Annotated in this window: 25 protein-coding genes; 3 read left to right on the top strand and 22 right to left on the bottom strand. The window is 50.3% G+C overall.

Annotated elements, in window-relative coordinates:
• Positions 1-109 precede the first annotated feature (109 nt).
• The 18 genes from RHM57_RS02095 to RHM57_RS02010 all read right to left on the bottom strand — a co-directional run bounded on the left by RHM57_RS02095 (position 110) and on the right by RHM57_RS02010 (position 14,644).
• Positions 110-3,001: a phage tail tape measure protein gene (locus tag RHM57_RS02095; protein WP_322189526.1), complete on the bottom strand. Its 2,892-nt coding sequence runs from the start codon at positions 2,999-3,001 to the stop codon at positions 110-112.
• Positions 3,002-3,294: 293 nt separating this feature from the next.
• The gene (locus RHM57_RS02090; RefSeq protein ID WP_322189525.1) at positions 3,295-3,675 is read right to left on the bottom strand and encodes a hypothetical protein; all 381 of its coding nucleotides are present in this window, start codon (positions 3,673-3,675) and stop codon (positions 3,295-3,297) included.
• Complete coding sequence (locus tag RHM57_RS02085; RefSeq protein WP_322189524.1) at positions 3,668-4,657, bottom strand: phage tail tube protein; 990 nt, start codon at positions 4,655-4,657, stop codon at positions 3,668-3,670. Before RHM57_RS02085 ends, RHM57_RS02090 begins: the two co-directional genes overlap by 8 nt.
• The gene (locus tag RHM57_RS02080) at positions 4,647-4,835 is read right to left on the bottom strand and encodes a hypothetical protein (RefSeq protein WP_322189523.1); all 189 of its coding nucleotides are present in this window, start codon (positions 4,833-4,835) and stop codon (positions 4,647-4,649) included. The genes RHM57_RS02085 and RHM57_RS02080 overlap by 11 nt, the downstream gene beginning before the upstream one ends.
• 17 nt (positions 4,836-4,852) lie before the next feature.
• Positions 4,853-5,338, bottom strand: a complete 486-nt coding sequence (locus RHM57_RS02075; RefSeq protein ID WP_322189522.1) for a hypothetical protein — start codon at positions 5,336-5,338, stop codon at positions 4,853-4,855.
• The gene (locus RHM57_RS02070; RefSeq protein WP_322189521.1) at positions 5,335-5,838 is read right to left on the bottom strand and encodes a hypothetical protein; all 504 of its coding nucleotides are present in this window, start codon (positions 5,836-5,838) and stop codon (positions 5,335-5,337) included. Before RHM57_RS02070 ends, RHM57_RS02075 begins: the two co-directional genes overlap by 4 nt.
• The gene (locus RHM57_RS02065; RefSeq protein ID WP_322189520.1) at positions 5,828-6,148 is read right to left on the bottom strand and encodes a hypothetical protein; all 321 of its coding nucleotides are present in this window, start codon (positions 6,146-6,148) and stop codon (positions 5,828-5,830) included. Before RHM57_RS02065 ends, RHM57_RS02070 begins: the two co-directional genes overlap by 11 nt.
• Positions 6,149-6,150: 2 nt before the next feature.
• Positions 6,151-6,762, bottom strand: a complete 612-nt coding sequence (locus tag RHM57_RS02060; RefSeq protein WP_322189519.1) for a hypothetical protein — start codon at positions 6,760-6,762, stop codon at positions 6,151-6,153.
• Positions 6,763-6,826: 64 nt separating this feature from the next.
• Positions 6,827-7,090 (bottom strand): hypothetical protein, encoded by a 264-nt coding sequence (locus RHM57_RS02055; protein ID WP_322189518.1) that lies wholly within the window; start codon positions 7,088-7,090, stop codon positions 6,827-6,829.
• A 31-nt stretch (positions 7,091-7,121) separates the two neighbouring features.
• Positions 7,122-8,261, bottom strand: a complete 1,140-nt coding sequence (locus tag RHM57_RS02050) for a phage major capsid protein (protein WP_322189517.1) — start codon at positions 8,259-8,261, stop codon at positions 7,122-7,124.
• Positions 8,262-8,288: 27 nt separating this feature from the next.
• Entirely contained in the window at positions 8,289-9,227 is a 939-nt protein-coding gene (locus tag RHM57_RS02045) for a hypothetical protein (protein ID WP_322189516.1), read from the bottom strand.
• A 9-nt stretch (positions 9,228-9,236) separates the two neighbouring features.
• Complete coding sequence (locus tag RHM57_RS02040) at positions 9,237-9,578, bottom strand: hypothetical protein (RefSeq protein WP_322189515.1); 342 nt, start codon at positions 9,576-9,578, stop codon at positions 9,237-9,239.
• Between the two features lie 61 nt (positions 9,579-9,639).
• Positions 9,640-10,203 carry a phage minor head protein gene (locus tag RHM57_RS02035; protein ID WP_322189514.1) on the bottom strand — a complete coding sequence of 188 codons (564 nt, stop codon included), beginning with the start codon at positions 10,201-10,203 and terminating at the stop codon, positions 9,640-9,642.
• Positions 10,204-10,447: 244 nt separating this feature from the next.
• Positions 10,448-11,809 carry a phage portal protein gene (locus RHM57_RS02030; RefSeq protein WP_322189513.1) on the bottom strand — a complete coding sequence of 454 codons (1,362 nt, stop codon included), beginning with the start codon at positions 11,807-11,809 and terminating at the stop codon, positions 10,448-10,450.
• A 79-nt stretch (positions 11,810-11,888) separates the two neighbouring features.
• A complete protein-coding gene (locus RHM57_RS02025) occupies positions 11,889-13,145 on the bottom strand; it encodes a PBSX family phage terminase large subunit (RefSeq protein ID WP_322189512.1) in 1,257 nt (418 codons plus the stop codon).
• Positions 13,108-13,617: a terminase small subunit gene (locus tag RHM57_RS02020; protein ID WP_322189511.1), complete on the bottom strand. Its 510-nt coding sequence runs from the start codon at positions 13,615-13,617 to the stop codon at positions 13,108-13,110. Before RHM57_RS02020 ends, RHM57_RS02025 begins: the two co-directional genes overlap by 38 nt.
• Positions 13,618-13,667: 50 nt before the next feature.
• Positions 13,668-14,222, bottom strand: coding sequence for a hypothetical protein (locus tag RHM57_RS02015; RefSeq protein ID WP_322189510.1), 555 nt, complete (start codon positions 14,220-14,222; stop codon positions 13,668-13,670).
• A gap of 26 nt (positions 14,223-14,248) precedes the next feature.
• Positions 14,249-14,644, bottom strand: a complete 396-nt coding sequence (locus RHM57_RS02010; RefSeq protein ID WP_322189509.1) for a hypothetical protein — start codon at positions 14,642-14,644, stop codon at positions 14,249-14,251.
• Between the two features lie 402 nt (positions 14,645-15,046).
• Between RHM57_RS02010 and RHM57_RS02005 the strand changes: the two genes are divergently transcribed.
• On the top strand, positions 15,047-15,433 hold the full coding sequence (locus RHM57_RS02005; RefSeq protein ID WP_322189508.1) for a DUF732 domain-containing protein: 387 nt from the start codon (positions 15,047-15,049) through the stop codon (positions 15,431-15,433).
• Between the two features lie 228 nt (positions 15,434-15,661).
• Here RHM57_RS02005 and RHM57_RS02000 read toward each other — a convergent pair whose 3' ends face one another.
• Both RHM57_RS02000 and RHM57_RS01995 read right to left on the bottom strand, forming a co-directional pair.
• On the bottom strand, positions 15,662-16,186 hold the full coding sequence (locus tag RHM57_RS02000; protein ID WP_322189507.1) for a hypothetical protein: 525 nt from the start codon (positions 16,184-16,186) through the stop codon (positions 15,662-15,664).
• A 71-nt stretch (positions 16,187-16,257) separates the two neighbouring features.
• Positions 16,258-16,743, bottom strand: coding sequence for a hypothetical protein (locus RHM57_RS01995; protein ID WP_322189506.1), 486 nt, complete (start codon positions 16,741-16,743; stop codon positions 16,258-16,260).
• A gap of 67 nt (positions 16,744-16,810) precedes the next feature.
• Here RHM57_RS01995 and RHM57_RS01990 point away from each other — a divergent pair, with 67 nt between their 5' ends.
• Both RHM57_RS01990 and RHM57_RS01985 read left to right on the top strand, forming a co-directional pair.
• Positions 16,811-17,134: a hypothetical protein gene (locus RHM57_RS01990; protein WP_322189505.1), complete on the top strand. Its 324-nt coding sequence runs from the start codon at positions 16,811-16,813 to the stop codon at positions 17,132-17,134.
• A 511-nt stretch (positions 17,135-17,645) separates the two neighbouring features.
• Positions 17,646-18,395 (top strand): DUF2971 domain-containing protein, encoded by a 750-nt coding sequence (locus RHM57_RS01985; RefSeq protein WP_322189504.1) that lies wholly within the window; start codon positions 17,646-17,648, stop codon positions 18,393-18,395.
• A 434-nt stretch (positions 18,396-18,829) separates the two neighbouring features.
• Here the strand turns inward: RHM57_RS01985 and RHM57_RS01980 are convergent, their stop codons facing one another.
• The gene (locus tag RHM57_RS01980) at positions 18,830-19,042 is read right to left on the bottom strand and encodes a hypothetical protein (RefSeq protein WP_322189503.1); all 213 of its coding nucleotides are present in this window, start codon (positions 19,040-19,042) and stop codon (positions 18,830-18,832) included.
• Positions 19,043-19,123: 81 nt separating this feature from the next.
• Positions 19,124-19,843, bottom strand: coding sequence for a replication-relaxation family protein (locus RHM57_RS01975; RefSeq protein WP_322189502.1), 720 nt, complete (start codon positions 19,841-19,843; stop codon positions 19,124-19,126).
• Between the last annotated feature and the right edge of the window lie 25 nt (positions 19,844-19,868).

Raw genomic sequence — 19,868 nt, 5'->3', positions numbered from 1 at the left:
CCGCTACTTGTGCGGATAGGAGGCATTGAAAGGCCAGCGACAGGTTCATCTAAAGCGACGGGGTTAGCACTCGTCGGGTCGTTGAGGGTAAATGAGTTGACCCCGATAATCATGCAAGTGACAACCTCCAGCCGAGTTTGGCTAGGAACTTGTCCTCATCCATGTTGTTGTGGATATGCACGCCACCAGTGATAGTTACACCTCTGCCGCCTTGAGACATCTGCTGAGTATCGGCAGCGGTATGAACTCGTGATCCAGTAGGTAGGTTGACCAGCTCGGGGCCGTTCTCACCAACCATGGTCATACCGCCAGGTGCGAAGTTAGTACCGAGTGCATGGTGGTTCAGACCGAGTCCGAGCCAACTACCAATGTTGTTGCCGATACCGCCTAATAAATTGCCGATACCCCCAGTTGCACCGCCAATGGCATCTCCGATTTGTCCAGGGAGTTTCTTGAACTCATCAACAATTGACTTCACGACTCCGGCAGCCCAGTTCGTAATTGATGCTCCCCACTGGGTGAAGGCCCCCGTTACTGCATTCCAACTATTGACGACGGCTTCAGCGAACAGATGGATGGTCTGCTGCCAAGCCCATATCAGCGCGTTTATCAGTGAGATAACAATCGAGATTGCAACAAGAAGTAATCCCCCAACAATGGCAAGGATAGCGATACCGATGCCTTTTAGAATGTTGTCGCCAATAGTCTTCATATTGTCTGGATCAAGCCATGATTTGGCCATACCATCAATGTTCTTTTTAGCTATATCAGCTCCGCTTTTGGTAACTGCCTGATTAACTGTGTTCGGAAGATTGTTGAACCACTTGGATATGTCATCCCCTGCTTGTTTGAGACCCTTCACGATGTTTCCGACTATATCTTTTCCCCATTGCTGAGCGTCTGCCAATAGGCGATCCCAACCCTTTTTGATGTTTGCACCTAGGTCCTTACCCCATTGCTGAGTATCTGCTACAGCCTTTTCCCATCCACTGCCTACTTTCTTGATGAGATCCTTAGCCCACCTTTCAGCATCTTTCACACCCTGATTCCATCCATCTTCAATCCCCTTAATCAGGTCTTTGCCAACCTTCTCGACATCTGACTTGAAATTTTTGAGGCCAGTCATCATGCCTGAGATGAAGTCCTTTATGCCCTTTACACCAGCGTTATAGGCATCAACAATGCCCTTTCCCCAATTCATGACTGATTGGATGTCATAGTCCGCTAAAGCCTTGAGGCCATCCATATACCCGTTCGCTAGGTTCTTCCCCCAGGTCGGCGCATTCTTCACGATGTTGCTAAAGCCATCTTGAAAGGCCTTAGTTACGCTCTTCCATTCATCTGAAATCGCGGTTCCGATTTGTCCTGGGAGCTTCTGAAACTCGGTAATAATGTTGCTAACTGTCTGCCTTGCCCAATCACCTGCGCGCTTTGCAAAGTCCTTTGTCGCTGCGATTGCGTTATTCCAGGTATCACTAATGGTCGTCAGTACGCCATCCCAGGCGTTCTTCGTATCTTCTCCGAGCTTTGTCCACCATTTGGTGACATTTGCCACGGCTTCACCAATGAACTTAGGAAAGTTTGTTGCGAACCATTCAGCGCCGCGAACAATTCCAGCGAGTATAAGATCTAGCAATACAAAGGGCACAGCTGCTATCGCTAGAGCCGCGGCTGCGGACATTAGTGATCCAGCAAGTACGACGCCAAAGAATTGAGTCAGCTTGTCACCTGTATCACCATTGATAGCATCAAAGAATGGCTTGATATTCTTATTCCAAACATCAGCAATAGCCTGAAATGCAGGTGCAACAAGCTTCATTCCCTTGTCAGCTACCGTGCCGAGCCAATCGCCTACTTTGATTAGAGATGCTTGGATAGCAGCCCACATGTCGGCAATACGCTGCGCCGTTGTCATCTGTTGATCGGCATAGTTCTGGCCAAACTGACCGGCATTCTGGTTAATGACTTTGAACTTGGCATCGAGTCGATCTGTGTTCTGCAACAAGGTCAATAGAGCCGCATCAGTACGACCGCCACCGAATGCCTTTGAAAGCATCGCGTCTGATTCACTGGCTGTCAGCCCAGCATTCTTCAGGTGGGTTTGGAGATCCTCAATGGCCACTGCAATACCATTTGGCTTACGAAGGTCATCAGCGAGCTTTGTGGTACTTAGGCCGGACTTGGCGAAGACAGAGTTCATTCCTTCCGTCGATACCTTGGCGTTCTCAGCAGTCAGACCAAGAGCTTCGAGCTGCTTAGTTGCCATCGAGCTAGGCGAAGACATGAGGGCAAACGTCATGCGCAACCTGGTCGCCGCTTCATCAGCGTGCTCACCGTTGTCTGTCAGAGTTGCAAGCGCTGAGCCAACCGACTGTACCGAGATACCGAAAGTTGCAGCGGTTGAGAGGATGCCAGTTGAGAGGGCGCCGTTGAGGTCTTGGAGCTTCATGTCACCAGCGCCGACAGTGGCATTTAGAACGGCCATCATCTCAGCGGCGTTCTTTACACCGCCAATGTTCGATGCCATTGCACTCGTAAGCGCATAGGTTGTGTCGTCAAGACTTGCTTGGCCGATCGCTGCACCTTCGGCGGCAACCTTCAAGATGTCGAGCTGCTTGGCCGTATCCCAGATACCGGTACCGGCTGAGGCGATGTGATAGAACGCCTTGGCGAGTTGATCTGGTCCCTGGCCGACTGCGCCAGACATGTCTAGGAGCTTCTGAGACAGACCAGCGATGTCTGACTGAGCCACACCGGCGTTGGTGTGAAGCATTTCCATGCTCTGCTGGAATCTGATGGCAAGGGTTGCGCTCTCACCAGCTGCTGCGATAAGGCCGAGTACCAAACCACCCTTGAGCATGGAACCAGCAGCGGAAGAAGCGTTTCCTAGTCCATTGACTTCACCAGCGGCAGCCTTAGTACTAAGAGCGGCCTTATTAATAACAGCGGAAGCCTCATCCTTTGCTGCAATGATAATGCCGATTGTGTTGCTATAGGCCATCTGTATTTAGTTTTTGTGTAATCCTTTAGTTCAATTTAACACGGTTTAATTCATTCGACTATATAGAAGCTAATCAGATGAAGATTGCGCCATAACTTCGTGTTGAGCATCGAGCTTCCAGATAATAAACGCCCGGTTGATGACTTCAATAGGCTCATTCATGGCCTGCTCATACGTGAGGTGCATCTTCTCCATATAGCGAAATAGCCGTATGTCATTGGCGACAGTACGGCTTATTGCTGAGCTATCTTCGTGGACAATTGCGTCCTCGTATTGCTCGTAGAGGCTTAGTGCTACTTCGTAGCGGCGCTGATCGGTGACGTCTCCGTCGCTGTCGATGAAGCTTTTGGGTCGAGGTTTACCCCTACGATCTCGGTGAATAGCTTGTCAGCTAGGTCTTTGCTTGCATCAACGTCTTCAGGCTGTAGGTCATCGAGCTCAAGTTGACCCTTGTCATCAAGAATGTTGACCTTTCCTGATACAAGGTGCTTCTTTACAAAGCTGAGTTGGAACTTCAGAAGATCGGTATTGCTCTTGCCAGCATCGGTCAGGTCAGCAAAGTCGATGTACTCTGCGTAGCTTGCAGGGGTGACAAGTGCGTAACAGTCGCTTGTCCATCCTTCGGAAAGTCCTTCAAGTGAAATCCGCTTGGTGATCGCTAGCTGCCTAGGCATGTGCGTATCCGTTCTGCGTGTTCGTTAGGACAGCTTTGAGCATGTAGCCAGAGATCAGGTCGAGTTCACAAGTGAAGTTGTACGTCGAGCTGAGTGTCTGGTCAAGCTTGTTGTCGAGTGTCATTGGGCTGAAACATACCTTAGGAGCTGTCAGGACAAGGCCAGGGTTCGAAGTCGTACCGATAGTCACGTCAGTGTTGACTATGGCGATGCTGAGCGCTTGAGACGTGTTCAGGAAGGCGATGTCTTCGAGAGTCGTGTCGGTATATCGAGTAACGATTGTGCCGGTAACTCCCCAGGCATTTGGATCGAATGAAACAGGGTCGATGACACCTACTGGTGTGAAGCGTTCAGCCTTGCGGGAGATCTTTATTTTCAAGCTCTTGATCTGAAGCGCAGTAGCTCCGGTTAGACCGGCGATGTTTGCAGCGATCTTGGTAACAGCGTGCTTAGAGGTAAATTCGTTCTCAGAGGCGTAGGCAACGGTCTCGGTGCTAGTAACGCCGGACTTAGCGGTGACTGTCGCAGTGACCATAATCCAGTCGTTCTGCTTGATATCAATCTCAAGGTCGGTCAGGGTGCCCATTGCGAAGCGTCGTGAGCGTACTGGGCTGACACGAGCAAAGGTAAGGCTTGGAGGTAGCGCACTAGATGAAACAGAGAAGCTGTTGTCGTAGACAGTTGTCTCAGTTGGGTGAAGCACTGCTGCGTTACTGCCGAAGATGTTGGCTAGGAAGTATCCGATTGTGAGGTCGGTGATCTTGCCGTTAATCGAGCCTTCTACCCATTGTTCAGTGACTGCTGAGTTATTGATGTCTTCAATACGTCCTAGTGCACTCTTGTTCTGTACGACGGTTGTCTTTGGATCAAGAGTCAGTGCCAGGTGACGTTGCCACGCTTGAGGCGCGATGCCTGTACCGGGGACTGTTTCAATTCCTACGCCTACGGACTCTCGTCGTCCAATATATGGATTACCTGCCATCACTCACCTTTGTTTCTTTCGTTTTAAGTTTCTCTACTAGTTTGCTGACTTTTGATACAACTTCCTCTAAAGACTTTGCTTCAATTGACCCATGAATAGGGCTGAAGTACATACGCTTAGGTGTTACTACACTTTTAGCGATGATTGCTTTGGGTGTTTCGGGAGTTATATCACTCATGAGGTTTAATTTAACATCTAGTAAACGTCTTTGCTATAGCTAATATCTATATTCATGTTGCATAGAAGGAGAGAGCCACTCTTGCCACTCGCGATATGCCAACGGACAGATGTCACGTCCATCATCCAGTTTTGAATAAGTGGATCAATGGTTGAGAGCTTTCCGATGTAGTCCGAGTGCTCAGTCGTGTCGATGATAAGGTCTGTCAGGTCGTACATGCGGTTATAGACATTGCTTTCAATCTCACTTGGTGAGTTCAGTGGAAAGTGCATGATGACTGCGAACGAGACAACATGGTCTTTACTTGAGTTAGATGATGTCGTGCTAGCAATGGTGTTCGGTAAGACTCGGACAGCTGGATAACCCTCAAACTCATCCTTGGTGTTGTCTAGGACGCTAACGAAGGCCGGCTCGGCGCCTGATCCCGTGTCGTAGGTAATCCCACTTAAGATCGTTACGAGTGCATCTTTTATTCTTCGATTCTTGCCTTTATAGCTACTCATAGTGTTTGCATCCTCATTAAGTATTGTTCGACGCCTGTGTTGAACCGCTCGGCTACCGTCTCTTTCGTCGCGTCATAAGCTGGCTCGATGTAGGGATGCGCCTTTGTTCCACTGAGCTCGATGCTCTTAGCGACGGCCCAGACATTGAGCCCCTTCATCTCGCACCACTGCGCCAGGGCGCTATCGGGGCCAGCTGGTGGCCTGTGAGGTCGTGAGCCTGTCTCTACAGCGTCCGCGTACTGAACCTGGTCAGTTGGTCGGATATCTGCTGTTTGAAGCACTGGGTTCACCGTGAGGCCGATGTTGCGCTTGAGGCCTGCCCCATAGGCAAAGGCCACGCCTTCAGGTGCCCTAGCGCTTACCTCTTCTTTGACGAGTGTTCCTGTCTCCACAAGCCACGAGTTGATGTACCTAGGGAACAGCTCGGCGGTGCGCACAAGCACGCTCTCGACCTGAGTAGCATCCATGAAGATCTCGTAGTTGATGCCGCTATTGACCATTCGCGTGCTCAGTCTCAGCCATGAGGTGCAGGTGGCTCACGATTGGAAGGCCTGCATAAGGCTGTCGTCCGCGAACGATGTAGGTCTGGCCGGAATAGGTCAGCTTGTCACCGATCTGAATGTCCGTACCGTCGTCAACGTAGATGTCCCAGGCGAAGCCAACGGAGTAGCCATTTTGAATAGCAGCCTGAGCTGACATGGGAAGGAAGAGCGAGGGGACAGCGGTATAGAGCGAGCTGAACTGTTTACGCCCGTTGGTGCCTACTGCTTGATTGCGGGCTACATCGCAGACATGAAAGAGGTCGATCACCCCTACTGTCTCCGCATTACGTAGCTGTCGATGATTGCGTAGTTAGCCTCAGCAGTGTTCATCGCAGGGTTTGGTGCGACTCCCCCAGCTCCGCGGATCGCTCCAATGGTCTGGATGTGATAGTTACCGACTGAACTAGCAACGATGTTCTGCTGACCGTTGACGGCGAAGTTGTACATGACTGCTGCAATGCCCAGGGCAGCGAGCTTGAGGTCGTCTGGGACTTTTGTAACGCCGTACGTGTAGGTGACTTCAAGAAGATCATTGAAGAATCGGGTAGTCGAATTTACCGAGTTAGCGAACGGCGAGAGCATAGTCAGTCGGCCGAATTCGTTAACGTAGTAAGAAGATGCATTGATGGTGGACATTCCAGAAGGTTGATTCGGCCATCCAAGCCGTATTAGGTCAACAGAAACAATGTCCATTTTTCTTAGGAAGACACCACGTGGCTTATAGTCATATCGCTCAACAACCTGTACGGTTGCACCCCAAGAGCGACGCGTACGTGATTCAACCCACTGATTTACAGCCGATACAACTTGAGTAGCAATGGCCGCTACCAGTATCTTATTCATATAGGTGTTCAAATCAGTGGTTTGTATAATTACGCTCATCTGCCCTTAGCATAAAACAAAAGTCCCACTATTTAAAGCGGGACTTTTGTTTTATGAATCACAACTAGGCAGTTGCTGCGGCGTCTGCATCAGCTTTCACGACAGCTTGCTCGTCACTAGTTAGCTTTCGTTCGACGTAGACGTTGCCGCTAAGGTTTCGCCCCTTTGCGATTTCATCTATTCGTGCTAGCTCGTCTTTTCCAAGTCGTTTGATTTCCCCTTTTACATGAGGGAATACATCTTGAAAGAACTCGACAAGCTTGCCAACTAAGTGACCTTGACCACTTAGACGCGCACCTTCTACTACTTTTTGGTTACTGTTTGCCATATCTGAATGTTCTCCTTTTCCTAAAGTTTTCTTACTTGATGTTCATCTTTGCCCAAGCCTCATCGAGGAATGGACGGCCTGCAACACGTTCGATCATGCGGAGGCTGATTTGGTCTTGCGCAAAATCGGTACCATTTGTTCCGTAGTCCGTACGCATTGCTCCACGGTTTCCGATCCAGTACATGCTGAATACTGAGTACCAAAGTTCTGTCTCGTTTGTTCCTGCACCGAGGTTTGTTGGGATTTCATCAACAATCGTGATTGGGCGGCTATTAAAGGTTGCTCCGAATGCACCGTTCAGTCCGGCTTGACCTGGTAGGTAGATTGGGCGTCCAGCGCTATCTTTCATGCCTTGGATCAATTGAAGTCCCTTGCTTGAAGTTACATATGTTCCTAGGGCGCGGTAGGCCGTTGGGAGTGTGTATTCAAGTCCGAGGATGTCGTTGAATGCAAGGTTTCCAACTGTGGTGTTACCTGTTGCAATGGCTGGTGTGATGTCGCTTGATCGGAAGCCGAATGGTTTGCTGGCACCATCACCTGAAACAAAGGCTGCATTTTCTGCAAGTGCAATTGCGATAGTGAATCGGTCTTCAACCAGTCGTTGTAGGTCTGGGCTCACAGCGGTATCAGCAAGTGATTCGCTGGTGAATGGGTCTAGTCCAGCAAGTTTGAATGGAACAAGTTGCTTCTTCGCAAATGTCGCACCACTTGGAGTAATAGACACACCTTCACCGACCCAGTAAGTCGTTGGTAAAGCGTTGTCGTAAGGCATGTCCAGCACTGCGGGCATGTCGGTGATGACAGTTGCAAGTTGACGGACGGGACTGATGTAGTGCAGCTTCTCAATGATGTTCTGACGAAGAATCGTTGGAACAAGAACGCCACCGGCACCTGATGTGCCTACTGACTGTGCCTTTGACTTGAGCTCAGCTTCATCGCGCCATTCAATGTCGTGTGCTTCGTAGTCTTTGATGATGAGTGCGTTCGCTTTAGCGTGCTGCTCTGGATCACCTGATGCAAGGGCTAAGAAGTAAGCCTTGATGGATGCTTTCTCTTCTGTCGTGTGCTTGTTACGGTTCTGATCAGCTTGAAGGACCTTGTCCCGGCTAAGCGTCTTAAGTTTCGCATCCATGGCCTTTGCCATTGCTGCTTGTTTTTCTGCAAATGTCATATCACCTCCTCAGGTGGTTGTTGTTGGTTAGTTTTGGTTGGCCGTCTCTAGCTTGGCGAGGTTATCTTCTAACATCGCGTCCAGCTCTGCTTCTTGTTCAGCAGTCAATTCAGCATCTTCATCCTCAGCACCCGACTGGTCGTTTCCGCCGTCGTTAGCTGCGTCCGATGCTTCCTTGGCAATGCGATCTGCTTCAACCTGGTCATCAATCACCTTTTGAGCAGCGACTGCGTCCGCCTCAGCCGCTTCGCGTTCGGCCTTCGCCTCTTCGGTCTCGGGCGCAGGTGTCTGCGCTGCTACGGCCTCTGTGAGAGCGACCTGGCTCTCTGCGAGCTTGCTCACGAGTGCCGTGAGGTTCGTAACTTGTTGGGTGAGTTCTTCCACTTGTTTCTCCTTGACGTTGAACGTCTCGTCTTTCGTTAGTTGCTCTTTGAGGAACTCGGCTTCCTTCTTCATGCTGTCCATCAGCCATGTAGCGTCTTTGCGCGTGATCGAGCCTTCTCGGTAGCTAAGAGCAATGGCTCTAGGGTTGGCCGGCACTAGGACACAGCTCGTTTCGATCAGTTTGTTATTGAAGAGGATTGCGATGCCCTCGGCGTTGTACTCGGTCTTCTCAGATATGAATCCAACTGAGACGGTCCGCAGTACACCAGCCACGATGAGCTTCCAGGCCAGCAACGCCTTGTCGCTTGCTTCAGTTGCGAACTTGAAGCGTCCGTACGTTGCGTCGTCGGCTGACTCGTACCACAGCTCTTCGCATGTGCCGAGACCGTTCTCGAGGTCACTGCTGTCATGTGACGCGATCAGGATCGGATTGTCTAGATATTCAGTGAAGTCCCAACTCTTCTGATCAACGATCTCGCCCTGGCGGTCAACCTTGCCATCACTAATTTTGAAAACAACGGTCTTGTCAGACTCGTTTATCGTGCTGGCTGATGATCTGAAGAGTTTGGTGACTTTCTTCATGATGGTCGCCTAGTTAATTCCAACCATTTGAATGTTGGTTGTGAAGCTAGGTGTGGTCCCTGTAATGGTGATAGCTGCACGAACATACGCACCAATATTGATTGCCGAGATACGTTGCGTACCTGTCGTCGTCATTGATGTGAACGCTGCACCGGGGATGTCATACCAAGTCACCTTGTCGGGGCTATCTTGCAGTTTCACTGCCAAGGTTGGAGTTGTACCAGAGGCAGCTGTGACGTTTAGATAGGCAACGACACCATTGAATGTTCCGACTTCAGTTGTACCGGAAAAACTACTAATCGTCTGGATTCCAGTAGTGACTAGTGCTGTTTGTAGACTTCCTTTTAGCATTCGATTTTTACGCTTCTTTCTAAACTTAGATTAAACAACTGTGAACGCTTTTGCAATAGGGCTAATTTAGATCAACATCAAGCGCTACGCATCGACAACTAACATGCATCGGTGGCGCTTCCACGCTTCCATAGCTGATATTGAGTGTTTGACTCCCAACGCGGACTACATCACCTAATTCAAAGAATGGTTGATCAATAGCGATAATTACTCCATCCATCGAGTTGCACATGTTGCACACGCGCTCATCCTTAGCTGTGTACCATTCCTTGCCCGTCACCTTGCCCGATTGGGTCCAAGCCTCTATATCTGCCTTACCCATTGCCCTATAGGCCTCAGACGTGCTTATACGGGCTGTACGCATCGTGAGGGCGCTTCCCAAAACGGCCTCTACACGAGCAAGCAACTCTTCATCTGACTCACCTTCATCGATGCCTGCGCTTAATGTGGCTCGGAGCTGCTTCTCGGTCTCATCGTTGATCGCCTGAGCAGCTTTGTTCGCCTGGTTACGCGAACCATTGACGACCCCCGCTGTGATCGGGTTGAACTGGCTAGGGTCCATGCCGATCTGTCGGACAGCATCTTGGCCTGTTTCAACGGTCAGGCTGTAAATAATCGGATACATTGCATCCGCCAGGGCGACAGTTGCCGAAGACCAGAGTAGGAGTGCAGCGAGTAGTTCCTTCTTATCCTTCTCGTCTTGCTTTGCGTCCTTGGTCGCGAATGACTTCTGATTCCTTAGCGCCTTGAGGTTGGACTTGATCTCTGAGCGCTGCGCCTCGAACTGAACACGAAGAACAACCGAAAGCTGTGCTTCATATCGGTCTGCTCGATTGCGGTATCGAGCTACCTTCTCTTCGCCCCGAGTCTCACGAGCCGCAGCTAGATCTTTTTTTTACCCCTTCGAGGGTTTTCTTGCCAGCGACAGGCTTTATCGGCTTGCCATTCTCATCCACGGTTGGGTCCACTTCATCAGGAACGTTTGGATCCTCTATGGGTTCAGCATTAGCGACAGACTCAAGAGTGACCGTTGCGGTTGGTATATAGAACTGGTCACCGAGATTGTCCGGTAGTGGTTTGAGGCCATACAGTGCGCGTATCTCGTCAATGGTGAAGACCTTATTTGTGAGCTCCATGGCCTGCTTGAGCTTGGCTTCTACGTCTTCCGGTACTGGGTTTTTAAAGTCAAGTTCCAGCGTTGGGTCATAGACCTTTACCAATATCTTGTTGAGCAGGTTGATGTACTGCCTCATACGGGGAACCGTATTGATAATTGCATTGATGTAGGTTGCCGCGTCGGCTGTGGCCTTGTTGACGTTCTCAGCCATACCTAGCAGGGCAGGAGATAAGCGGAACATCGCAAGGATCTCGTCGCGACTGAAGGCACGACTTGCCAGGAAGTCGAGGTCACTCTGCGTCAGGCTGTACGGCTTTGCATCACCGTTCTCAATGACGATGTTCTTGTAGGCGTTGTCCGTGCCACTGTGCAGGTCATCAAGTGACTGAGTGAGACGATCGAACGACTTATCCGACAACTCACCGTTGGTGTTGATCACCATGCCTGGGCGCGCGTTGTTAGCAAAGAAACGTCGGTTCCATTGCTTCATCTGATCGTCAGTGTCGATTGCAGCTGCGCTTGCTGCAATGCGTGAACGTCCTATATAGGGATTGGCTGGATCAGGATTAATGTCTCGAATGATCGTCGCAAGCTTGTACTCCACCTGCCCGTACTTCACAACACTCTGGGAGTAGAGAGGCTCTAGCTTGAACTGGACCTGGTGAGACGGAAGGATTAGGAGCGAATCAGGAAGCTTGCCCGGCGTAGGTACAAAAGGTTGGCCGGCCTTGAGCATTAGCTCGTAGCTCTCACCCGTGAAGTTCAGGTAGCTAAAGTGAAGCTGACGTATCTGCTCGCCCGAATGAATGTTATTCGGGTCTTTCAGGAGTTCAAGCAGTTCATGATCTTTGATCTCTTCTCGGTCGCCGTCGCTCTTCTTTCGATAGAGCTGGATCTGCACGGCCGCACAGGCCTCGGCGATTGCATCAGATGCCGCAGCAGCCCAACCGACGTTGGCAGAGAGCTGTTCGGCCTTTGAGATGTAGTCCTTTATGCGACTCGAATCATCAAAGCCCATTCCTCCATCAGGACGGAGTGGCTGCACAAACTCTTTAGTCGAAGTACCAGAGATTACTGTTGCAAGGCGCTGTCTGAATGTTGACTTTTTTTGCATGAAGCTATTTATTTGCCTGTTTATGGTTCTATTTTGATCTTAACATCAATATTCCCGCGCATACATAGACAAATGGACTTTAGATGATGCGCAATCGAAACTCACTAGTTGAATGGGGAGTATAAAAGCAAAGAATTGTTGCGTCTGCTTCATCCGGTGATCTAAAGCCACGCTTCTTATAGTCGTCTTTGCTCTCAACACCGCGACGCCCTTTGGTGTCCATCTTCCAGTGACGATTCGATAGCTCCATGAGCACGTCATCTTTCATGTCGAGCTGAATAGTTGGCATGATCGTGGCCATGTAGAACCAGGCTTCACTGATGAGGTTCGGGTACTTGTCGGAATCCATCGGCTTTGCACCAAAGTTGATTGCGAGCACGTTGTAACCGCGCTTCATCATCTCGTCGGTGACTCCCCCACCAACTCCTGTGTCGTCCACCTTGATGAGTGTCTTCTTGTCGTAGCCGGCGAAGGCCTCTAACTTGTCGCAGACCTCTGTCGTACGCAGCTTCGTATAAGACCGCGTTTCAATGAGCCTCAGACCCTTGCGCTTCTTGAACACAGTCCGGTCGTTGCCCATGCGCGCGATGTCAGCACCGATCTCAATTGCCCCGTCGTCGTCTACCTTGCGCTTCATGGCCTCCAAGATCGCCAGGCGACCAATAATGGCAGTGTCTTCTTGTGAGACAGGCTCACCGAGCCACACGTGGGCGTACAGCGCCGGGTCTTTGGCATCTTCGTCGCGTTCCAGCTTCAATGCTTCAGGCAACAGTCCAGCGCGTTCTAGCACATCAAAGTTCACCTTGCGGGCGTAGGTCTTCGCGGGGTTCTTGATGACGTAGCGCACATGTACCGGGTCGAGCTCGTTGAGACGGTTGTAGCTGAAGATCAGTTGGCTGCCTGTCTTACGGATCGTCGGAGCCAGGACTTTGAGACTGTCTTCGCTGATGCTCTGGGCCTCTTCTACCCAAGCAATGTCGATACCTTCCATCGACTTGATCTCATTGACGTTATGCCGAAGACCAGCGAATAGGAACTCCGTCCCAGTGATGCGGTTGCGGATCGTCTTATCGGTGACCTCATAGTCGGTGAAGCCATACTGCTCGATGATGTCCTTCAAGACCTTGTGGACCGAGTCAGCCAGGGTGTTCTGTATCTCACGAGTAGCCAGGATGCGAAGACGCTTCGTGCGACCGCGTAGAACAAGTGCTAGTCCGATGTGCCGAGTCTTACCTGAGCCACGTCCACCGTAAAAGACGATATTTCGCCAGGACTCGTTGAAGAGCTCACGAAACTCGTTAAGAAACTGGATCTTGACTGTTGGTCGTTGATCCACCGCCAATAAACTCCACCATTGCGAGTGGTTGGTCCTTAGTTGTTAGATCGACTTCGCTGCGGTCTTTCCAGTCAAAGTTGTTTTTCAACACGAATTGAGCACCACCAGCGCTCTTCCCATACAGTTGCTCTTCTGCGAACTCGTGTACACGCTCTCTAGCAGCTTGTACCGTGGGAAAGAACTGTTCCATTTTTGCGTAGTTGACCAGTGTTCGACGGTCGATTTCCATATGTCGAGCCAAGCCAGACATTGTGTATGGCTTTTGCTCGGTCATGACTTCGCGCAGTTCCCAAATCGCCTCATCCTTAGCAGTGCGACCAGTTTCAACTATTCGCTTAGCGATGTGTGGATCACATTCATTGAAGTAGGACTTGATGGCCTGTTCTAGCTCATCGATGGTGCCGAAAGCTAAAGGACGACCGCCTGGGTGTTTTTCTGGTTGTTCTTCTACTGGTATTTCTTTGTTAGCCATAATGTTGCGTCTATTTATACACAAACTAGGCTGAAATGAAAGCTTGGTATTTACCAGCTCGGATGGTCGTTGCCGGATTCCTTCATTTTGATGGTCTCTTTCCGATATTTGCTTATCTCTCTTTCACTGAGATATCGTCCATTTTTCAACTCTCGGTACCAGGTGTGGCTTCTTGAGTCATTGAACCGGAGAATGAATCCAGGATTGCCATAGAGTTTGTCGCGCACTATGAGAACCATTCGTTCTTCGTCCGTGCGGATGAGGCCGAAATCCTTATATCTGAGACCTTCGCTGTCCTCCTCCGGCTCGATACCTTGATACGCGAATTCTTCTGCATGTGGACGAGATCTAACGATCACACCAGAAATTGGTCCATCGCTCGCATTAACCAGACGCACGCGCCAGTGGATTCCGGTCTCATCCATCACGGTATCTTCAAGGCTCAGAAAGGAATCAGCTTGTGCGTGCGTATCTTTCTTTCGATTTGCAGATAGCAGCAGCAGCGTGGTTGCCAATGTTGCGGCTGTGAGAAGTCCGCTGAACCATTGGCCTACACTTCCCCATTCTTGACTGCTCCACCATTGCCCGAATTCCCCTAGATTCATACCTCTAAACGTAGAGCAATTTCACACTACTGAGATTGCAGGTAGTCCTGAAGCGCTTTAGCTGCGGCTCTTTTATTTAGGTAACGACCAGAGTTAATTGCTCGGTGCCAAATCTTTCCGCGTGAATCCGAGAATCTAACAAAGAATTTAGAATGATCGGGATTTGCATCGTAATCATAGGCAAGGGTGACTGATTCGCTAGGTCTGACTGCATCATCAGAAGAAAAGATGAACTCTTTCCCGTCCCACTTAGGCGCAAGCTCCTTCATCGAACCACCTGCATTATCGTTCTTGTCGGTTGGAACAAGTAGATACGCGTATGGGATTGGCGCAGTACCCGCGTTGTAACCATGGATAGTCACAGTCCAAATCGTCTGCTGTCCTGTGCTCTTTGTGCGAGCACTGTACTGTACCCAGGTCACGAAGCTCTCAGCGTCTGATCTAGCCGCTTTGTCCTTGTCTCGCCGAATGATGAGGACTGCCAGCAGCACAGATACGGAAGTGAGGACGCTACTGAACCAGGCTGGAGCGTTTCCCCAATTGATAGTTGGCCACCACTCACCCCAGCCGTGCCAAATCTCGACCCACCACCCTAAAAGATCCATGGAATAAAGGTAGGGCAACCGACAGGCAGAAATTTTCGTCCGACCTGCGGTGCTAGATGTATCCACGCTCGTGACGGTCGTAGAGAGTGAGAGTAGATCTTCCGCGCGACGCCTGGGTAAGACCTGACGCGCTAGAGTTCGGGTGGGGGATGGATTCACAGCACACCCCTATTAGGGGTTAGTGCCTGTAGTTCCAGCCTGTTAGACGAGAGCCATCAAATGTCCTACAACATACCGGTAGCGCCAAGTGCACCACAGCAGCCGAAGAAGCGGTTCCGGAAGCGCATTGCTCTCGTCGTCGTTCTATTAATCATTGGCAACATCGTTCTGTTCAACGTACTCAATCCCACAAAAGATACCGCACCGCTCGCCGGGACTGATGCAGCATATGTGACGAATGTCCACCAGTACTCACAGGGGGAAGACGGAAGTCTAACCATCGCTGAGATAATTGCTTTAGGTCATTCCGTGTGCTCATTGCTTGAGTCGGGTATCAAAGAGTCTCAACTCATACTGTCGCTTGCCGTCCTCAATGCACATCCGCATCTAGCCGGAGCCGTCATGGGTAGTGCAGAGGGTGCGTATTGCCCTACTGCTGTTCACTAGGCCACAGGGCTAGAGTTTGGCTATGACCGACAACAGCAATCCCGTCGCTAGCCAGTTCACATGCGCAGCCTGCGGGTCCCGAGCCCACATGATCCAGGTGCAATCCAACGCAGTCAATGGATCAATGAGCCCGAGCTACTACCCGATGCCCGATCGGTGTACTAACTCTGAATGTCGATACTCCGATCCAGCTCAGCTCACTCCAGGCTGGGCCGTCCCCACAACGCATTAGAAGTCACCCCCGCTTACCCATGCATCGTGAGCTGCCGCCCATGAGCCGTAGGTGATTGAGACGTAGTGATCTACCCGCTGAAGGTTCCAGAACAATCCTTCTGATGCGTTACGGGTTGCGTACTTCCAAAGAGCAGGACCAACAGTGCGCCAACCGTGATCGCCTAGAACCATATCGGTTACATAGCCATAGTCAGCCTGGGAAACCCCCGCTGCGCTCATCTCAGCTGAGTACGTGTAGGCCGGCTGCACGGTAGCTGCTGGGGCTACAGCTGCAACAGGCGCCGCTGCTGGTATCGCGGTATCAACTGCTGGGGCTGCGGGAGCTTGAACAGCTTCAACTGCTACAGGCTTATTGGGTACAGCACTGGGCTCAGTAAGAGCAGAGACAGTACTGGTGCTTGCTGGTTCGGCGGCAATCGTATGAATGACAAAGCCGAATAGAAATATGATGCCAATCACAATGGCTAGTGCCAGTGTGAGGAAGATGATTATTGGTTTAAGATTTGATTTCTGTTGCACATTGATGTTCCTTGTTTAGTTATGCCACGTACTATGCGCGCACCCGATTGAAAAGTCAAGACATTTCGTCACTAAACAGAGCCATCACTAGTCGCCTGGTCAGCCTTCAGATTGATCTGGTCCTGCCAATACTCAGGCCTAGGGATCATTATGATCTTTGCCTGGACCGATCCACCGTTTGTTTCAATGCTGATAGTCCCGTAGTTCAAGACCTGGCCGAAGATGCCGCCTTTAGCAGCCGTAGAGCGTGAGACACGTACCCACTCGAACTTCTCTTCCTTGCTAACGAATAACGTAAACCAGTTCTTGATGACAATGCCGTCTGAGTTGAGTTCTATGTAGCTAAGGCTGTAGACCCATGTTTGAACGATGGTGATCGTGATGATTGATAGGACCGCTATTAGGTAGATCATGAAAAGCAGTTGAGGGTCAGCCACTCCCGCATCAACCATTGAGGCGAAGCCAACGTAAAGAAGCCCGAGCAACGAAGCAGAGGCTACAGCGATGATGACGTAGCCAAACCAGTGCTTGAAGATCTTTGCGGGCAGGGGGATCATGCGACTCAATGTGTAGGAGCGACATGATTTAGTCAAGTGGCCACCGCTCCCACGGTACTGTTTGCGTATGCATGCCTTGAAGAGCAATAACCCTACTGTCGGTCAATACGTCATCGGTGTTCTTAGTTCACTGGTAGCGACGCTCATAATCGCACTTTTTGCCAAGATATCCACTGGGGCTGAAAACTGGATCATCACTTTGGTACTCGGTGGTTGTGCGATGACAGGGGCGCTGATCGTAAGCAAGAGGTATGTAGAACCCAAGTTGATGCGGTCGAATACGGTGGCACCAATATTTATCTGGCTCGCTTTCCTAATCGTCATCGGAACCCTGCTGTCTTTGGGAGCCGCTGTAGCGGGAATCGCTATAGCCGACTTCCTGCGCGCATAGAGCCCCCCTTCCCTAGCTAGCTGCTGAGATGGGAGATTCCAAAACTTCACCTGTTCTCTACGACCGTTCCCTTTCCTAGGTACTGGGTGAGAACTGCCGAACTGTTTGTGAACACCGCATAGACCAGGTTGACGTTTAGGGGGCAGTTAGGTTGGGACATCTGTGTCCCTACCAAATCAGAGCCTGGGTTTAGCGCTACTCGCAAGTTCTATCATTACCTTGGCTTCGTTTTTCGTCCTGTAAAGGGAGGGGTTACGGCTTATGATCTGTGAGTAAAGTATTTGCATAAGGAACAAGACCTGTTAAAATAGATACAGGTTTAGCTCGGCAAACAAGGCTCCGCAATATGCGGGGCTTTTCATTTGCATTCTTATACCCCCGAGAGTCGTGGTTTAACTCGACAAACGGTTGAGCATCACTATGAGGAATTGATCCATTTAAGTCAACCACCACGTGTGGAGAACTTGAGGACAACTACTCTAAATATGGGCAGTCCTATAGGGTGAGGATTATGTTCTCAGTTCACGACTCTTTCCCTGATCAGCCCGCAGATGATGCGACCATCTGGCGATACATGGATCTTGCGAGGTTCATCTCGATTCTGGAAGATCAAGCTCTCTATTTCGCATCGGCAGCGTCAATGTCTGACAAGTGGGAGGGCGCTTATGGCACTAACTATGTGCCGCCGTCAAAGTCATCACGGTACATTGCTGGGGCCCTAATTCAAGAGTCCATGTATCTAAGCTGTTGGTTTGTATCTGAGTACGAATCAGCCGCCATGTGGGATATATATCAGCGCGAAGGTCGAGGCGTCGCTATTAGAACGACGTGGGGCCATCTCAAGCACTCGCTTCATACAAAAAAGCCCATTCATGGCGGCCTAGTACAGTACGTCGACTACGAGACCCTAAATGTCAATAGTGCGAACATATTGTCCCCCTATAACTTTAAGCGAAAGAGCTTTGCGCATGAGCAGGAAGCACGACTACTACTTTGGTCCCTAGCTGAGCCAGAAATGACTGAGGCGGAAGAAGATGAAGATCGCTATGCTCCCTATAAAGAAGATGGGTACATAGTTATGGAACACTTCGTAAAGCCAGGATTCAAGATCCCCGTCGATCTTTTAGACCTGATTCAAAGTATCTACATCGCGCCGGATGCCCAGGAGTGGATAAAAGAACTGGTCGAACAGATCATGGCTAGATACGGCCTCACCATGGATGTTATTCAATCCGATCTCAACTCTGGCCCTATTTATTAGGCACTATACAAACCGCTTACGAATCTGCATAATACGGGGCATGCAACATGGGCAAAACAAACAATCACTTTTCAGAGTTATAGAAGTACCAGACCTCATCTTTCCCCGCCCTCAAAGCGCTATAGACGCCGACAGAGCAGACGATAGGACAAAGATGCAATACCTGTCACAATTAGTCGAGAGAATGAAAGGACAGCCCCCTCGCAGGCGTCGTCCTTCGTCCTCACTGCCAGAAGAAATAAACCCCGCTCAATAGGCGGGGTTCTTCTTTTAGTGGAGGAGAGACATTGAGGCGACCAGGAGAGCAAGGACTCCGAGCCATATGCCTGTGTCATCGTTGACCTGCCGTCTGTACATTACGCGGCGAGTTCTACGTGTTGGAGTTCGTCTTAGTTGCCTTAGGTCGAGTATCTCACCGGTTACTGTATTGACGATCATATGCGTTCAGCACTTGCCCATAAGTGTGTTTTCTGTTCTTCGCTCGTATTAAGATATTGAGCACCTTGCTTTGATAGTTTGCGATACGCCTTGAAAGCAGTTGAACGATCTGCGTAAACAAACACAACCTTCTTGCCGTCCACAGCAGCATAAAGATCAACGGTGTTGGCTCGGAGGTTTGTAGTCACATTGCGAGCGATTTCGATCATGGATATATTTCCTGTTTAGTTATGTATATATAATGCGCTTTACAGATAGAAACGTCAAGACATATTCGTTGTAGTTAAGACTTAACCAAACATCAACCCAGCGAACTCAGAGAGCTTGCTTACCATGAAAAGCGCCTGAGCGTCTTTGTCTCCACGTTCAATGATCCAACGCAACTCACGCGCCCTGGCGTCGTCTGGGGCTATGAATAGAACCTGTAGGTTTTCAATGTCATCAAGCTCACCATTGTCTGCCTTCACATATCCATACCAGTAGCGTTCAAGTTTGTCTTTGATCGCCTTCTGTCGCTCAGTACCCATGTCTATTTCAATCCATAGCCGGATACTCTTCATTGGAAAGCTTCCGCTCACATCGACCGTGATGTCAGGCCTGATGTCTGCGCCCGCAATATTGAACCAGCTATCAGGTTCAGTTGAGAAGCCATCAATGCGAATACGCCCGAGGCGTTCTAAGCGCGTCAGTTCAACGTAAGCGTCCACTATGGCAAGTGTGTGCAGGTTGATCGTTCTATAGGGCCAGTAGCGCCCCTCACGCCGTGCGAAGGTCCAACCAGCTGAGCCGAGCTGCAACACCCGCTGACCACTCCCCGCCCCTGTTCCACCAGTGGGACGACGCTCAATAATCGCTAGGTGCTTACTAGCTACAAGGCGGATAACGGCACGCTTGAGTGGGGTAGGACTAGCCAGGTCACTGAAGTGCATGTCAGCCAAGTGTCCTGAAGTCAGCTGTCCGAAGCGGGCAACAGACAGGACAATTTGGTGGTCACGATCGAGGGGTGGCATGGGTATCACTATGAGGGTACGTAGT

It is taken from the genome of Cryobacterium sp. 10S3, assembly GCF_034344045.1.
Taxonomy (GTDB): Bacteria; Actinomycetota; Actinomycetes; order Actinomycetales; family Microbacteriaceae; genus Cryobacterium; species Cryobacterium glucosi.
Note: the sequence above shows the minus strand (reverse complement) of the source record. Positions and strands in the feature narration are given on the sequence as shown.

Bases quoted from the DNA above. Each gene is read 5' to 3' on its own strand.
- RHM57_RS02095 (WP_322189526.1), bottom strand. From the start codon at position 3,001: ATGGCCTATAGCAACACAATCGGCATTATCATTGCAGCAAAGGATGAG.
- RHM57_RS02090 (WP_322189525.1), bottom strand. From the start codon at position 3,675: ATGCCTAGGCAGCTAGCGATCACCAAGCGGATTTCACTTGAAGGACTT.
- RHM57_RS02085 (WP_322189524.1), bottom strand. From the start codon at position 4,657: ATGGCAGGTAATCCATATATTGGACGACGAGAGTCCGTAGGCGTAGGA.
- RHM57_RS02080 (WP_322189523.1), bottom strand. From the start codon at position 4,835: ATGAGTGATATAACTCCCGAAACACCCAAAGCAATCATCGCTAAAAGT.
- RHM57_RS02075 (WP_322189522.1), bottom strand. From the start codon at position 5,338: ATGAGTAGCTATAAAGGCAAGAATCGAAGAATAAAAGATGCACTCGTA.
- RHM57_RS02070 (WP_322189521.1), bottom strand. From the start codon at position 5,838: ATGGTCAATAGCGGCATCAACTACGAGATCTTCATGGATGCTACTCAG.
- RHM57_RS02060 (WP_322189519.1), bottom strand. From the start codon at position 6,762: ATGAGCGTAATTATACAAACCACTGATTTGAACACCTATATGAATAAG.
- RHM57_RS02055 (WP_322189518.1), bottom strand. From the start codon at position 7,090: ATGGCAAACAGTAACCAAAAAGTAGTAGAAGGTGCGCGTCTAAGTGGT.
- RHM57_RS02050 (WP_322189517.1), bottom strand. From the start codon at position 8,261: ATGACATTTGCAGAAAAACAAGCAGCAATGGCAAAGGCCATGGATGCG.
- RHM57_RS02045 (WP_322189516.1), bottom strand. From the start codon at position 9,227: ATGAAGAAAGTCACCAAACTCTTCAGATCATCAGCCAGCACGATAAAC.
- RHM57_RS02040 (WP_322189515.1), bottom strand. From the start codon at position 9,578: ATGCTAAAAGGAAGTCTACAAACAGCACTAGTCACTACTGGAATCCAG.
- RHM57_RS02035 (WP_322189514.1), bottom strand. From the start codon at position 10,203: ATGTATCCGATTATTTACAGCCTGACCGTTGAAACAGGCCAAGATGCT.
- RHM57_RS02030 (WP_322189513.1), bottom strand. From the start codon at position 11,809: ATGCAAAAAAAGTCAACATTCAGACAGCGCCTTGCAACAGTAATCTCT.
- RHM57_RS02020 (WP_322189511.1), bottom strand. From the start codon at position 13,617: ATGGCTAACAAAGAAATACCAGTAGAAGAACAACCAGAAAAACACCCA.
- RHM57_RS02015 (WP_322189510.1), bottom strand. From the start codon at position 14,222: ATGAATCTAGGGGAATTCGGGCAATGGTGGAGCAGTCAAGAATGGGGA.
- RHM57_RS02005 (WP_322189508.1), top strand. From the start codon at position 15,047: ATGTCCTACAACATACCGGTAGCGCCAAGTGCACCACAGCAGCCGAAG.
- RHM57_RS01995 (WP_322189506.1), bottom strand. From the start codon at position 16,743: ATGATCCCCCTGCCCGCAAAGATCTTCAAGCACTGGTTTGGCTACGTC.
- RHM57_RS01990 (WP_322189505.1), top strand. From the start codon at position 16,811: ATGCATGCCTTGAAGAGCAATAACCCTACTGTCGGTCAATACGTCATC.
- RHM57_RS01985 (WP_322189504.1), top strand. From the start codon at position 17,646: ATGTTCTCAGTTCACGACTCTTTCCCTGATCAGCCCGCAGATGATGCG.
- RHM57_RS01980 (WP_322189503.1), bottom strand. From the start codon at position 19,042: ATGATCGAAATCGCTCGCAATGTGACTACAAACCTCCGAGCCAACACC.
- RHM57_RS01975 (WP_322189502.1), bottom strand. From the start codon at position 19,843: ATGCCACCCCTCGATCGTGACCACCAAATTGTCCTGTCTGTTGCCCGC.